This window comes from Limnohabitans sp. Rim8 (assembly GCF_943326455.1).
GTDB lineage: Bacteria > Pseudomonadota > Gammaproteobacteria > Burkholderiales > Burkholderiaceae_C > Limnohabitans_A.
The window spans coordinates 13,549-28,162 of sequence record NZ_CALPTI020000012.1 but is presented as its reverse complement, the minus strand read 5'-3'; the positions used below and the strand labels follow the sequence as shown (position 1 = coordinate 28,162).

The window sequence follows — 14,614 nt, the reverse complement described above, 5'->3', positions numbered from 1 at the left end:
TTGAACGACCCGCTCAGCTGAGACAATAGCCCGCACCGGGCCTCAGGGCCCTCTTTTTTTTACACAGGCGCCCTCGGGCGGTATGGCATGACGGGGCTGAGCGAGTTGCATTGGACGGAAAAAGGCGAAGCCCGTTCGGCTTTGTGGCGCATGGATTCGGGTGCGGTGATGCCCAAGACGGTGGTGTTGGCCGATGACACGCTAACGGCCGATTCGGCCTACCGACTGGCCTGCGCAGGAACGGGCTTGATCTGGCGCAGTGACTTTCAAAATGCGCGGCAATTGCTGCAGGCCATGGCCCGGCGCATCGACCAACCCAAAAAGACCCGTGCCAAAAAGGCCAGCGCCGGTGCGGCCCCTGCCCCTGCTCCTTCCCCGGGCGCGGCTTTTCATGCGCACCGCTTGGCACAGTCGCAGCGCAACCGGGTGCTCAATTCGATCCTGATCGAGCTCGATGGTGACTACGGCATGGCTTTGCGCCGCGCCCCCGATGTGCGCCAAGCCTGTGTACAGGCTTTTGGCCCAGCGCAGGGCCAGCGCTCGGTGGTGTCGCTGCGCAGTTTGCAGGGCGCAGTGGGCGCTTTTGAGTGGCGTAAAAACGGGGTGGAAGTACCCGGCATGGGCGAAGCGCTGCGCATTTACCCGCATTACGGGGTGTTTTCTCCGGTGCGGGGAGAGTATGTGGATTTGGTGGCCCAGGCCCCACTGCCACAAGCGCTGATGGCGCAGTCGCTGGCTTTTGATGTGGGTGTAGGCACTGGCGTTTTATCGGCGGTGTTGGCGCGCCGTGGCGTAAAGCAGGTGGTGGCCACTGACCTGTCTGAGCGGGCTGTGGCCTGCGCGCGCGACAATTTGCAGCGCTTGGGCCTGCAAAACCAAGTGACTTTGGTGCACACGCATTTGTTCCCGCCGGGGCAAGCGCCTTTGGTGGTGTGCAACCCGCCTTGGTTGCCCGCACGCCCGGTGGGTTTGCTCGACCAGGCCGTGTACGACGAAGGCAGCCAAATGCTCAAAGGCTTTTTGGCGGGCCTGCGCGAGCACCTGTGCGAGGGCGGCGAAGGTTGGCTGATTTTGTCAGACCTGGCCGAGCACCTGGGCCTGCGCAGCCGCGAGGCACTGTTGGGCTGGATCGGCGATGCGGGGCTGGTGGTCATTGGGCGGCTGGATGCCAAACCGGTGCATGCCAAAGCGCAAGACAACACCGACCCTTTGTACGCGGCCCGATCGGCCGAAGTCACTTCGCTTTGGCGGCTGGGCGCAGCAGGCTGAGTTGGCCCCCCACCCCGCCCCAGTCATCAGACCTTGCTGAAGTCAGGCTTGCGCTTTTCCATGAAGGCGCCAAAGGCTTCTTTGGCGGCAGGCTCGCGCAGCATGCGGCCAAAGCTTTGGCCTTCTTCGTCCATTTTTTGCAGGACTTCTTGCTGGCTGCTCCCTTTCATGAGGCGTTTGGTGGCGATGAGGGATGTCAGGGGTTTGGCCGCCAACTTGCGTGCTTGTGCCTGCGCATAGCTGTTGACCTCGGTGGGCGGCACGACGCGGTTGACCAAGCCGACTTCTTGCGCAGCTTCGGCAAAAAACGGCTCGCCCATGAGCAGGGCTTCAGCCGCGCGGTGGTAGCCAAACATGCGCGGCGCCAGCAGGCTGGACGCGGCCTCGGGGCACAGACCTAGGTTGACAAAGGGCATGGAGAACGCCGCGTTGTCACCGGCATAGACCAGGTCGCAATGGAACAGCATGGTGGTGCCGATGCCCACCGCAGGCCCGGCCACGGCGGCAAGCAGGGGCTTGTCAAACGTGGCGATGCCGCGCAAAAAACGGAACACGGGCGACTCTTGCGTGGTGGGTGGTTGGTTCAAAAAGTCGCCAATGTCGTTGCCCGCACTGAAGATGCTTTCATGCCCCTGAAACAGCACCACACGCACGCTGGCATCGGCCGCGGCCTGGGCCACGGCGTCGGCCATGGCAGCGTACATGGCCGAAGTGATCGAGTTCTTTTTGTCCAAACGGTTAAAGGTGATGGTCATCACCCCGGCGTCGGTGTGGGTCAGGATGTCAGACATGAAGGTCCTTATGGTGTCGTGTTGTCTTACTGGGCGAGAAGGTTTACTGCACCCGTATCCAGGTCTGGGTGCGGCCCAGCAGGGGCGCACCGATGAAACCACGGACTTCGAGTTTTTTGCCGCCGTCAATCGGGGTCAGACGCAGGCTGTAGTTTTTGCCATTCTCGGGATCGAGGATTTTGCCTCCCTCCCACACCGCTTTGCCGTCACTTTGTTGACCGCCTCGGATGATTTCCATGCCGATTTTGGGTTGACCCTTGCGGTCATCGGTGCACAGGGTGCAGTTGGGTTCGGGGTTGGGGGTGGTGGCCAATGAGCGCTCGACCACGCCGGACAGGCCACCACCGGCTTTTTGGGTGATGCGGATTTCGGCTTTGGGTTGCTGGGTGGCGTCGTCGATGCTGCGCCACAGGCCCACCGGGCTCATTTGGGCATGGGCGGCCAGGCTCAGCAGGCCCGCGCTCAGGGTCATGGTCAGGGTCAAAGCGGTTTTGATCATGGGGTTGTCCTCCGGGTTGGGTTTGAAGGGTGGGATTGACCTGGCGTGTTATGCCAAGGCCGCGTCGGTGTCCATCAGCACGTCGCTGCCCGCACGGATTCGGCGCATCAGTGTGGATGTTTCGGGCATCAGGCGGGTGAAGTAAAAGCGCGCGGTTTGCAGTTTGGCTTGGTAGAACGGGTCGGGGCGCTGCGCCTCTTCTTCGGCCTCGGCCAATTTGGCCAAGGCAATTTGTGCCGAACGGGCCCAGAAATAACCCAGCACCAGGTGGCCCACCACACGCAAATAATCCACCGCTGCAGCACCCACTTCGTCGGCGTTGCTCATGGCTTTCATGCCGACTTCGCCTGTGAGTTGCGTGAGCTTTTGGCCCAGATCGGCCAATGGTTTGATGAATTCGCCCATGGCTTCGTTGGCCATTTCGGCCTTGACCAATTGCTCCACCAACTTGCCGAACTTCTTGAGCGTGGCACCTTGGTTGCCCAGCACCTTGCGGCCCAGCAAGTCAAGCGACTGGATGGTGTTGGTGCCTTCATAAATCATGTTGATGCGGGCATCGCGCACGTATTGCTCCATGCCCCACTCTTTGATGTAGCCGTGGCCACCAAAGACTTGCTGGCAGGCCGATGTGGCTTCCCAGGCGTTGTCGGTGGTGAAGGCCTTGACGATGGGCGTGAGCAGGGCCACGACTTCGGCGGACTCGGCACGCACAGCTTCGTCGGGGTGGTTGATTTCTTTGTCGAGCAGCAAGGCGCAATAGCAAGCCAGAGCCCGGCCACCTTCGGCATAGGCCTTGGCGGTCATGAGCATGCGGCGCACATCGGGGTGCACGATGATCGGATCGGCCGGCTTGCCAGGCGCTTTGACACCCGTGAGCGAGCGCATTTGCACGCGGTCTTTGGCGTAGGCCAAGGCATTTTGGTAAGCCACTTCGGTCAGGCCCAGTGACTGGTTGCCCACACCCAGGCGAGCGGCATTCATCATGACAAACATCGCTGCCAAGCCCTTGTTGGGCTGGCCCACCAAGGTGCCCACCGCGCCGTCCAGCACCATCTGGCAAGTGGCGTTGCCATGGATGCCCATTTTGTGCTCGAGGCCGCCGCAGTAAATGCCGTTGCGCTCGCCCATGCTGCCATCGGCGGCCACGTTGAACTTGGGCACGATGAAGAGACTGATGCCTTTGCTGCCGGGAGGCGCATCGGGCAGGCGGGCCAAGACCAGGTGCACGATGTTCGGGGTCAGGTTGTGTTCGCCAGCGCTGATGAAAATCTTTTGGCCACTGAGCTTGTAGGTGCCGTCGGCCTGTGGCTCGGCCTTGGTGCGCAGCATGCCGAGATCGGTGCCGCAATGCGGCTCGGTCAGGCACATGGTGCCGGTCCATTCGCCACTGGTGAGCTTGGGCAGGTACAGGGCTTTTTGCTCAGGCGTGCCATGCGCGTGCAGACACTCGTAGGCACCATGGCTCAGGCCAGGGTACATGGTCCAGGCTTGGTTGGACGAATTGAGCATTTCGTAAAAGCACTGGTTGACCACAAAGGGCAGGCCTTGGCCACCAAAGTCGGGGTCGCAGCTGAGCGCGGGCCAGCCACCGGCCACGTACTGGGCATAGGCTTCTTTGAAACCGTCGGGTGCTTTGACTTCGTGCGTGTTGCGATCCAGTTGACAACCCTGGGTGTCGCCCGAGATGTTGATGGGGAAAACCACCTCGGCCGCGAATTTGCCGCCCTCTTCGAGCACCGCGTTGATGGTGTCGGCATCGGTATCGGCATGCTTGGGCAGGGCTTTGAGTTCGGCACTGACATGGAGCAGCTCGTGCAACACAAATTGCATGTCGCGAAGCGGTGGGGTGTAAACAGGCATGGAAGACTCCTTGAATCGGTGGAAATGGGGTCGGAGAGAGGGGCTGAGAAAATCGGGTGCGCTTGAACAATCAATGGTCGGCAGGCTTGCGGCGGGTCTTGGGCACAGCCACCAATTTGGCCGCCTTGGCGCCCGCAGCGGGTACGGCCGAAGGGGGCATGGTCGGGGCGCCATATCGCGCCAAGATGTGCAAAAAGCCCCGACGCGCCCGCTCAGTGGCGCTGGGGTTGCGCAAGAAACGGGCTTCGTAGTGCAGCGCCAGAATCAGGCCGTGGATCTCAAACGCGATTTGGTGGGCGTCGGCCTCTTGGCTGAGCTGGCCTTCGGCCTGCGCCAGCTCCACCGCTCGGCGCAAAGCCGTTTGCCAGGTGGCCACCGAAGAAGCCAGCGCATCGCGCACCGGGCCACTGCGGTCATCAAACTCCACAGCGCCACTGATGTAGATGCAGCCTGAATCGATTTCGGCGGAGGTTTGCACCATCCAGTTGTCAAACATGGCGTGCAGGCGGGGCAAGCCACGGCTCTTTTGCATGGCGGCATAAAAAACGCTGGATTCGAAGCGGTCGTGGTATTCGCGGATGACCGAAATTTGCAATTCTTCGCGCGAGCCAAAGTGCGCGAACACACCCGACTTGCTCATGCCGGTGACTTCGGCCACAGCGCCAATCGACAGGCCTTCGAGGCCGATTTGCGAGGCCAAGCCAAGCGCCGCATCGATGATGATGGCTTTGGTTTGCTGGCCCTTGATGAGCACGCGCCGACCCGGCTCGGGGGAAGGCAGGCTTTCGACGTTGGAGGGAATTTGGCGGTCGGTCATGGTGCACAAAATAGAACGATCGTTCTATTCTGCACCAAAACTCTCCATCAACACCAAGAACCCGTCAGATCGAGGGTAATTCAGGATCTGACGGGTGGGGCTGAAAGCGATCAGGCCTTAAAAGCCACAACCTTTTGGGTTTGCTCGCCCAGACCTTCGATGCCCAAACGCATGACATCGCCGCGCTTGAGGTACACCGGCGCGGGTTTGCCATCGACCTTGACGCCCATGCCCACACCAGGTGGCGTGCCAGTGGTGATGATGTCACCGGGCTCAAGGGTCATGAACTGGCTGACATAGCTCACCAACTTGGCCACGCCAAAAATCATGGTTTTGGTGTTGCCGGTTTGATAGCGCACGCCGTTCACATCCAGCCACATGCCCAAGGCCTGTGGGTTGGGCACCTCGTCGCGGGTGACCAACCAAGGGCCCACGGGGCCAAAGGTGTCGCAGCCCTTGCCCTTGTCCCAGGTCGCGCCGCGCTCGAGTTGGTATTCGCGTTCGCTCACGTCGTTGACCACGCAGTAACCGGCCACATGGTTCAAGGCGTCTTTTTGCGTGACATAACGGGTACGGGTGCCAATGACGATGCCCAGCTCCACTTCCCAGTCAGACTTTTTCGAGCCTTTGGGCAACATGACGTCGTCGTTCGCGCCCTGGATGCAAGAGATGGCTTTGGTGAACACGATGGGCTCGGCTGGGATGGCCATGCCCGCTTCGGCCGCGTGGTCGGCGTAGTTGAGGCCAATGGCGATGAATTTGCTGGTGTAAGAGATGGGCGTACCCAAACGCTTTTTGCCACGCACCAAGGGCAATTTGTCGGTTTTGACTTTGGCCAGCTTGGCCAAGGCTTTGTCGTTCAGTTGGTCAGGCGAAATGTCTTTGACCACGCCGCTGAGGTCGCGCAAGCGGCCTTCGGCATCGATCAGACCAGGTTTTTCTTTGCCAGGTTGGCCATAGCGAACGAGTTTCATAATTGCCTTTCAGTTTTCAAAACATCAATAAGTAGAGCGCCCCCCCGACAGGTCAAAGACCGCGCCGGTGGAGAAGGAACATTCTTCGGTGCTGAGCCAGGTCACCATGGCGGCGACTTCTTCAGGCTCGCCAAAACGGGCCATCGGGATTTTGGAAAGCATGAACTGGATGTGCTCGGGCGTCATTTGATCAAAAATCGCGGTCTTGACAGCCGCCGGGGTGACACAGTTGACACGCACCCCGGTGTCGGCCAGCTCTTTGCCCAGCGATTTGGTCAGGCCAATGACTGCAGCCTTGCTCGCACTGTAAGCGCTGGCGTTGGGGTTTCCGTCTTTGCCCGCGACCGAGGCGATGTTGACGATGCGGCCGTAGTTGCGGGCCTTCATGTGGGCACTGAGTTCACGGCAGCAATAAAACAAGCCATTCACGTTGACATCGAACACCTGCTTCCAGGCGTCGACCGGGTAATCCCAGACCTTGACGTTGGGACCGGTCACGCCTGCGCTGTTGACCAGCACATCCACAGCCGCCAATGCTGTGGTTTGCGCGGTGGCCTGAGCCACCGAAGCGTGATCGGTCACATCGACCTGCACGGTGTTGACCACCGCACCCAAGTGCCCTTGGCGCAGTTGTTCGGCGGCTTTCGTCATGCCTGCCGCATCACGGTCCCAAATGCTGACCCGTGCGCCCGAGGCGAGCATGCGCTGCGCGATGGCCAAACCCAAACCAGTGGCTCCGCCGGTGATGACCGCATGGCGGCCTTTCATGTCAAGCAAATTCATGTGTTTCTTTCTGCGTGGAAATTTTGCAATTCAAATGGTCATGCCACCGTCGACCATGTAGGCGTTGCCAGTGGCAAAAATGGATTCATCGGACGCCAAGAAGGTCACGATGGGGGCGATCTCGTTGGCCTGCGCCAAACGGCCCATGGGCTGGCGGTTGATGAAGTCCTGCCGCGCTTGCACCGGGTCGGCGTAGCTGTTGATACGGCCCTGCAGTGAGGGGGTGTCCACGGTGCCCGGACATATGGCATTGCAACGCACGCCTTGGCGCACATAGTCAGCGGCAACACTTTTGGTCAGGCCAATCACGGCTGCTTTGCTGGTGCCGTAAATGAAGCGGTTGGGCAAGCCGCGCACGCTGGAACACACGCTGGCCATGTTGATGATGCTGCCGCCATGGCCGTCTTGCGCAAACTGTGCCAACATTTTGGGAATGACCGCTTGGATCATCCAAAACTGTGAGCGCACATTCAGGTTGAAGGCAAAGTCCCAGTCTTCGTCGGTGGCCAACTCGATGTTGCCGTTGTGCACAAAGCCCGCACAGTTGAAGACGATGTCGATGCGCGCGAGGCTGGCGACTTGGGCGGCAATCGCTTGCTTATCGAGCACATTGAGCACGGCTGTGTGCACATTGGCAACGCCTTGATAAGACTTGAGCAGTTCGGCATTGACATCGGTGGCGTACACGGTGGCGCCTTCAGCGGCCATGGCGAGCGCTGCAGCTTGGCCAATGCCTTGTCCGGCTGCGGTCACGAGCGCGGTTTTTCCTTTGAGTCTCATGGTGCTTGGATCTCCAAATAGGTGGTTTGTCTGTTTGAAATAGCGGCCCAGTCCCAGGCGATGCCCAGGCCAGGGGTTTCAGGGGGCAGGGCAAAGCCGGCTTGCACTTGCATGCGCGAAGTGGTGATGTCGTCGAGCTGCGGGATGTACTCCACCCAAGTGGCATTGGGCACGGCTGCGCACAAGCTGACATGCAGCTCCATCAAAAAGTGCGGGCAGACCGCCACGTCAAAGGTTTCGGCCAGGTGGGCGGTTTTGATCCAGGGGGTGATGCCACCAATGCGCGCCACATCGGGCTGCACGATGGAACAAGCGCCCTGTTCCAGGTACTCGCGAAACTGCATCGGGTGGTACATGGACTCACCCACCGCCACAGGCGTCGCGGTGTGCTCGCGCAGCTGGCGGTGGCCCGACACGTCTTCAGCAGGCAAGGGCTCTTCTATCCACGCCAAACCCAGACCGTCGAAAGCCCGCGCGCGGCGCACGGCCTCGGCCCTGTTGAAGCCTTGGTTGGCATCGGTCATCAACTCGAAACCTGGGCCCACCGCATCGCGCACAGCACTCAGGCGCGCCACGTCTTCGCTCACGTGCGGGCGACCGATTTTGATCTTGGCCCCCTTGAAGCCTTGGGCTTGCGCTTCCAGGGTTTGGTCCACGAGCGCCTCGGGTGACAAGTGCAACCAGCCGCCTTCGGTGGTGTAGAGCGGCACCCGCGCCTGCGCTCCGCCCAACAACTGCCACAACGGCAGACTCTGGCTTTGGCCACGCCAGTCCCACAAGGCTGTGTCGATGCAAGCCAGTGCCAAACTGGTGATGGCGCCCACGGCGGTGGCATGGGTGTGAAAAAACAGATCTTTCCAAATGGCCTCAACCAAAACCGGGTTGCGACCAATCAGGCGCGGTGCCAAATGGTCTTTGAGCAAGGCCACCACAGAAGAGCCGCCGGTGCCAATCGTGTAGGCATAACCCGTGGCCGCGATGCCGTCACTGCAATGGAGAGTGAGCAGAACAGTTTCTTGCGTCACAAACGATTGGATGGCGTCGGTGCGCAAGACTTTCGGCGGCAAATTCACTTGCCGAATGCTCACGCGGTTGATGGTCACTGAAGGCATGGTTTGTTGAAACAGATGGGGACCCGTCAAGGCCGACGAAGCCTTTAAGAATGCATGCAGCGCACAAGAGGCTGAGTCATTTTTGCGACAACCGGGATGCGGGTTTGTGTGGAGATAAAAGCGCTTGACCTGACAAATCTGGGCATGTGATGATTGTGCAACTGGTATGACCACTTGTCCAATTCACGTTATCCCTGATCGACCCCATGCCTTTGCAAACCGTGGCCCCGCAGCGTCTGTACCGCCAAATTGCCGAGCAACTCAGGCAACTCATGGTGTCGGGCGAATTCGCGCTCGGTTCGCGCTTGCCCGCAGAACGGGACTTGGCCTTGCAATTGGGCGTGAGTCGCCCCTCGGTGCGTGAGGCGCTGATTGCGCTTGAGGTCGAAGGCATGATCGAAGTGCGTACCGGTTCAGGCATTTACGTGCAGCGCACCCAAGCGGTGGCCAAGTCCAAATCTGCACCCAAAGCCAAACACCTCGCCGCCCACGACACGGACACACCTTCCGAATGGGGCCCTCTGGAAGTGATGAGCGCCCGTTTGCTGATCGAAGCCGAAGTCGCTGCATTGGCCGCCACACATGCGCAAAAAGCTGACATCAAAGCCATCAAAGCCGGTTTGCAACAAATGAAACTTGAAGCCGCCCGCAACAAGGAACCACGCGATGGCGACGAAGCCTTTCATGCGGGCATTGCCAAGGCCTGCGGCAACAGCGTGTTGCTCGACACCGTACAGCGCTATTGGCAAGCCCGCAACGGCCCCCTGTTTGAGCGGCTGGGCGACTATTTTGAACACCCCGAGTCTTGGCAAACCGCCATCGCCGAACACCAACAGGTACTGTGGGCCATTGAGGCGCACGACGCGCCTGCTGCCCGCAAAGCCATGCAAAAACACTTGAAACAAGCCCACAAAAGATACAGCGCGAGCTGGCGCCGCGCGCCTGCCCGTTAGCTCGCCAGTGAGATGGTCAGCCAAAGGCATGCAGTTTTTTTTCGCGTCAGCATTTTTTCAAAACCAACGAGGAGACTTTGATGAGCAAACGATTCACCCTGAAGACCCTGGCCACCTTAGGCGCTTTTGCTGTGGGGGCCATGACCGTGCTGGGCAGCACGGCTGTGCAAGCCCAACAAAAACTCAAATGGGCCCACGTTTATGAAACGTCCGAGCCCTTCCACACCGAATCGGTCTGGGCAGCCGAAGAGATCAAAAAACGCTCCAATGGCAAGTTCGACATCCAGGTATTTCCAGCTTCCACACTGGGCAAAGAGACCGACATCAACCAAGGCCTGACCCTGGGCACAGTGGACATGATCATCAGCGGCCCCTCTTTTGCGGCGCGCACCTACCCCCGTTTTGGCATCGCCTACTACCCCTTCATCTTCCGCGATGGCGACCACCTGCTGGCTTACGCCAAGAGCCCTGTATTCCAGGAAATGATTGGTGAATTCCGTGCCCGCACGGGCATTCAGGTCACGGCCTACACCTACTACGGTGCACGCCACACCACAGCCCAGAGACCCTTCACCAACTGCGCCGGCATGAAGGGCATCAAGATCCGCGTGCCCGATGTGCCCGCCTACCGCGCCACACCTGAGGCCTGCGGTGCCAACCCCACACCCATTGCTTTTGCCGAGGTGTATCTGGCCCTGCAAAACGGCACCGTGGAAGCCCAGGAGAACCCCTTGACCACGATCGAGGCCAAGAAGTTTTTTGAAGTCCAAAAAGCCATCATGCTCACCGGTCACATCGTGGACGGCTTGACCACACAGATTGCCCCTCACCTCTGGAATCGCTTGAGCGATGCCGAAAAGAAGATCTTCACCGATGTGACCCAGGAAGCTGCGGTGCGCGCATCGGCCAAGGTCAAGGCCCGCGAAGCCGAGTTGGTGGAAGAGTTCCGCAAGAAAGGTTTGCAGATGGTGCAAGTCGACCGCAAATCCTTCCAGGATGCGGTGCTGAAAAACAAGCCTCTGACAGGCATGGGCTTCACGCAGTCTGACTTCGACAAGATCCAGGCCGCCAGGTGATCTTGAGGCTGCGCCCAAAGCACAGCCGACTCCACCACGCTGGGCCATAGCCCAGCGTGCATTGGCATGACCGGACCCACGGGTCCGATCATCCGCTTTTCAATTCCGAAAGATTTGCCATGAGCAAGCTGCAAGACCTGGATGCCCTGCCCAAAGTCATGGGCGATGACGGCCAGTTCCACGCCACCGATGAGGCTGTGGATTTGTCCGGAACGCCCATCGAGGCTTGGGTGGCCTTGCTGTTTTTTTGGGCCTTGGGCCTGACGGTTTTTTACCAATTTTTCACCCGCTATGTGCTCAACGATTCGGCTTCGTGGACCGAGGAGATCGCCCGGTATTTGTTGATTGCCACGGTCTTCACGGGCGCAGCCATTGGTGTGGCCAAGAACAACCACATTCAGGTTGATTTTTTCTTCCGCTTCATGCCCGCCAGGCTGTCCTACGCGGTGGCCTTGTTGGTGGATGTGATGCGCATCGCATTTTTTGGCGCCGCCACCTTTTTGACGGGCCAGATGATGCAGAAGTTGGGCAGCTACAAGATGACGATCATCGACTTGCCCATGAACTGGGTTTACGGCGTGGTGATGGCCGGTTTTGCCGCCATGTGCTTGCGATCCATCTGGGTCATGCGCATCCACCTGCAGCGCGGCTACACCGTGCTGGAGCGTCCTGAATCCGAAATGACGGACCGCTGAACAGCCCTCCCCCGAACGACAGAAAGCCCCTGCCATGTTGAAAATCATTTTCCTGCTGCTGATGAGTGGCGGCATTCCGGTGGCCATTGCCATGGCGGGAGCCTCGCTCATTTACCTGTTTTTCGCCCAAAGCTCGCCGCCGTTTGTGGTGATTCACCGCATGGTCTCGGGCATCGACAGTTTTCCGTTGCTGGCTGTGCCTTTCTTCATCCTGGCGGGCAACTTGATGAACAACGCCGGCATCACCAACCGCATTTACAACTATGCGCTGGCCTTGGTGGGCTGGCTCAAGGGCGGTTTGGGCCACGTCAACGTGGTGGGCTCGGTCGTGTTTGCGGGCATGAGTGGCACAGCCATTGCCGATGCTGCAGGCTTGGGCACCATCGAAGTCAAGGCCATGAAAGACCATGGCTACAGCACCGAATTTGCCGTGGGCGTCACCGCTGCTTCGGCCACGCTGGGCCCCATCATTCCGCCCAGCTTGCCGTTTGTGATCTACGGCATGATGGCCAACGTGTCGGTGGGCGCCTTGTTCCTTGCGGGCATCTTGCCCGGCATTTTGATGGCGCTGTTGATGATGCTGACGGTGGCTTTCTTTGCGCACAAGAACGGTTGGGGCGCTGACATCAAATTCGAGTGGCCCCGCGTCATCAAGGCCTTGACGGAAACCGCCGTGGTTGTAGGCTGGCCTCTGGCCATTTGGTGGACCGTCAAAACCTTTGGCACACCGCCCCAAATGACGGTGTTTGTGGCTTTGGCCATTTTGTTTGTGGCCGACAAGCTGTTCAAGTTCCAAGCCGTCTTGCCCATCATGACCCCCATCATCCTGATCGGCGGCATGACCACAGGCGTGTTCACGCCGACCGAAGGGGCGATTGCTGCCTGTGTGTGGGCCTTGATTTTGGGCTTCTTCTGGTACCGCACCCTGAACCTGAAAATGTTCGTCAAAGTCTGCTTGGACACGGTCGAGACCACCGCCACGGTCTTGTTCATCGTGGCCGCAGCCAGCATTTTTGGCTGGATGCTCACCGCCACAGGTGTGACCACCGCCATCTCTGCCTGGGTGCTGGGCTTCACCCAAGAGCCTTGGGTGTTTTTGTTGCTGGCCAATGCCTTGATGCTGTTTGTCGGCTGCTTCTTGGAGCCGACTGCCGCCATCACCATTCTTGTGCCGATCTTGGTGCCGATTTGCCAACAGCTGGGCATTGACCTGGTGCACTTCGGTCTGGTCATGGTGCTCAACCTGATGATCGGGTTGCTGCACCCGCCCATGGGCATGGTGCTGTTCGTGCTGGCCAGGGTGGCCAAGCTCAGTGTGGAACGCACCACCATGGCCATCTTGCCCTGGCTGTTCCCCTTGCTGGGCAGCCTGGCCATCATCACCTACTTCCCTAACTTGGTGCTGTGGTTGCCCAAACAATTTTATTGAGACCTTGCCATGAGTTCATTCATTCGACTGCACCCCGCCGACGATGTTGTCATTGCTCGCGCCCAACTGATGAGCGGGAGCACTGTGGACGGCGTGGCCGTGCGCGGCCTGATCCCGCCAGGCCACAAAATCGCCACCCGCGCCATCGCCGTGGGCGAGCCAGTTCGCCGCTACAACCAGATCATTGGCTTTGCGCATCAGCCCATCGCGCCCGGAGAGCATGTGCACACGCACAACTTGAACATGGGCGCTGAAAAAGGCAACTTTGAACGTGACTACGCCATCGGGCAAGACGTCAAACCCGAGCCTGCGCGCCAACAAGCCACCTTCATGGGCTACAAGCGTTCGGACGGCCGCGTGGCCACACGCAACTACATCGGTGTGTTGTCGAGCGTCAACTGTTCGGCCACCGCCGCACGCGCCATTGCCGACCATTTTTCCAAACGCAACAACCCCGCAGCACTCGCCAACTTCCCGAATGTGGACGGCGTGGTCGCTTTGACGCACGGCACTGGCTGCGGCATGGACAACGAGGGCATGGGCATGCAATTGCTTGAGCGCACCTTGGCCGGCTATGCCACGCACGCCAACTTTTGGGGTGTGGTGGTGGTGGGTCTGGGCTGCGAAACCAACCAGCTCAACACCTGGCTGGCACACAGCAGCTTGCGCGAGGGCGACACACTCAAGGTCTTCAATATCCAGGACACGGGCGGCACACGTTTGACGGTGGAAAAAGGCATCCAGCTGATTGCAGAAATGCTGCCCCGCGCCAACGCGATCAAGCGCGAGCCTTGCAGTGCCGAACACATCACCGTGGGTCTGCAATGCGGCGGCTCAGATGGTTATTCGGGCATCAGCGCCAACCCGGCGCTGGGTGCGGCGGTGGATCTGCTGGTGCAGCACGGCGGCACCGCCATTCTGAGCGAGACGCCTGAGATTTATGGCGCCGAGCACTTGCTCACGCGCCGTGCAGTGAAGCCTGAGGTGGCGCACAAACTGATCGAGCGCATCCGCTGGTGGGAAAACTACACCGCCATCAACGGCGGCGAGATGAACAACAACCCCTCACCCGGCAACAAGGCGGGCGGCCTGACGACTATCCTGGAGAAATCTTTGGGGGCTGTGGCCAAAGGCGGCACCAGCAACCTGCAAGCGGTCTATGAATACGCCGAGCCGGTCACGGCCAAAGGCTTTGTTTACATGGACACCCCCGGCTATGACCCCGTGAGCGCCACGGGCCAAGTGGCGGGCGGGGCCAACCTGATCTGCTTCACCACCGGGCGTGGCAGCGCTTATGGCTGCGCGCCCTCGCCCAGCCTGAAGTTCTCGACCAACTCGGCGCTTTGGAAAAAGCAGGAAGAAGACATGGACCTGAACTGCGGTGAGATCGTGGACGGCGGAGTGAGCATTGCCGAAATGGGCCAGCGCATCTTCGAGATGATTTTGGCCGCTGCTTCGGGCGAACCCACCAAGAGCGAACGCCACGGTTATGGCCAAAACGAGTTTGTGCCATGGCAAGTTGGCGCGGTCATGTAATGACTTTCGGGACAGATCTTTAGCGCTGTCCCCAACCAAT

General features: G+C 59.8%; 14 protein-coding genes. 6 read left to right on the top strand and 8 right to left on the bottom strand.

Annotation, left to right across the window (positions count from 1 at the left end; genetic code table 11):
* Positions 1 to 87 precede the first annotated feature (87 nt).
* Complete coding sequence (locus Q1M54_RS09755; protein WP_300556718.1) at positions 88 to 1,269, top strand: class I SAM-dependent methyltransferase; 1,182 nt, start codon at positions 88 to 90, stop codon at positions 1,267 to 1,269.
* A gap of 26 nt (positions 1,270 to 1,295) precedes the next feature.
* Here the strand turns inward: Q1M54_RS09755 and Q1M54_RS09750 are convergent, their stop codons facing one another.
* The 8 genes from Q1M54_RS09750 to Q1M54_RS09715 form a co-directional block, all read right to left on the bottom strand.
* Positions 1,296 to 2,060: an enoyl-CoA hydratase gene (locus Q1M54_RS09750; protein WP_300556716.1), complete on the bottom strand. Its 765-nt coding sequence runs from the start codon at positions 2,058 to 2,060 to the stop codon at positions 1,296 to 1,298.
* A gap of 43 nt (positions 2,061 to 2,103) precedes the next feature.
* Positions 2,104 to 2,559 carry a DUF2147 domain-containing protein gene (locus Q1M54_RS09745; RefSeq protein ID WP_300556714.1) on the bottom strand — a complete coding sequence of 152 codons (456 nt, stop codon included), beginning with the start codon at positions 2,557 to 2,559 and terminating at the stop codon, positions 2,104 to 2,106.
* 48 nt (positions 2,560 to 2,607) lie between these two features.
* Entirely contained in the window at positions 2,608 to 4,419 is a 1,812-nt protein-coding gene (locus Q1M54_RS09740; protein WP_300556712.1) for an acyl-CoA dehydrogenase C-terminal domain-containing protein, read from the bottom strand.
* Positions 4,420 to 4,489: 70 nt separating this feature from the next.
* Entirely contained in the window at positions 4,490 to 5,236 is a 747-nt protein-coding gene (locus Q1M54_RS09735) for a TetR/AcrR family transcriptional regulator (protein ID WP_300556710.1), read from the bottom strand.
* Between the two features lie 110 nt (positions 5,237 to 5,346).
* Positions 5,347 to 6,210, bottom strand: coding sequence for a fumarylacetoacetate hydrolase family protein (locus Q1M54_RS09730; RefSeq protein WP_300556708.1), 864 nt, complete (start codon positions 6,208 to 6,210; stop codon positions 5,347 to 5,349).
* A 24-nt stretch (positions 6,211 to 6,234) separates the two neighbouring features.
* Complete coding sequence (locus tag Q1M54_RS09725; RefSeq protein WP_300556706.1) at positions 6,235 to 6,993, bottom strand: SDR family NAD(P)-dependent oxidoreductase; 759 nt, start codon at positions 6,991 to 6,993, stop codon at positions 6,235 to 6,237.
* A gap of 30 nt (positions 6,994 to 7,023) precedes the next feature.
* Positions 7,024 to 7,773 carry an SDR family oxidoreductase gene (locus tag Q1M54_RS09720; RefSeq protein ID WP_300556704.1) on the bottom strand — a complete coding sequence of 250 codons (750 nt, stop codon included), beginning with the start codon at positions 7,771 to 7,773 and terminating at the stop codon, positions 7,024 to 7,026.
* Positions 7,770 to 8,885 (bottom strand): mandelate racemase/muconate lactonizing enzyme family protein, encoded by a 1,116-nt coding sequence (locus tag Q1M54_RS09715; protein WP_300556702.1) that lies wholly within the window; start codon positions 8,883 to 8,885, stop codon positions 7,770 to 7,772. The genes Q1M54_RS09720 and Q1M54_RS09715 overlap by 4 nt, the downstream gene beginning before the upstream one ends.
* Positions 8,886 to 9,091: 206 nt before the next feature.
* Here Q1M54_RS09715 and Q1M54_RS09710 point away from each other — a divergent pair, with 206 nt between their 5' ends.
* The 5 genes from Q1M54_RS09710 to Q1M54_RS09690 all read left to right on the top strand — a co-directional run bounded on the left by Q1M54_RS09710 (position 9,092) and on the right by Q1M54_RS09690 (position 14,574).
* The gene (locus Q1M54_RS09710) at positions 9,092 to 9,838 is read left to right on the top strand and encodes a FadR/GntR family transcriptional regulator (RefSeq protein WP_300556700.1); all 747 of its coding nucleotides are present in this window, start codon (positions 9,092 to 9,094) and stop codon (positions 9,836 to 9,838) included.
* 80 nt (positions 9,839 to 9,918) lie between these two features.
* Entirely contained in the window at positions 9,919 to 10,914 is a 996-nt protein-coding gene (locus Q1M54_RS09705) for a sialic acid TRAP transporter substrate-binding protein SiaP (protein ID WP_300556698.1), read from the top strand.
* 119 nt (positions 10,915 to 11,033) lie between these two features.
* Positions 11,034 to 11,609 carry a TRAP transporter small permease gene (locus tag Q1M54_RS09700; protein WP_300556696.1) on the top strand — a complete coding sequence of 192 codons (576 nt, stop codon included), beginning with the start codon at positions 11,034 to 11,036 and terminating at the stop codon, positions 11,607 to 11,609.
* A 34-nt stretch (positions 11,610 to 11,643) separates the two neighbouring features.
* A complete protein-coding gene (locus Q1M54_RS09695; RefSeq protein WP_300556694.1) occupies positions 11,644 to 13,038 on the top strand; it encodes a TRAP transporter large permease in 1,395 nt (464 codons plus the stop codon).
* Positions 13,039 to 13,047: 9 nt separating this feature from the next.
* Positions 13,048 to 14,574, top strand: a complete 1,527-nt coding sequence (locus Q1M54_RS09690; protein ID WP_300556692.1) for an altronate dehydratase family protein — start codon at positions 13,048 to 13,050, stop codon at positions 14,572 to 14,574.
* Positions 14,575 to 14,614 lie beyond the last annotated feature (40 nt).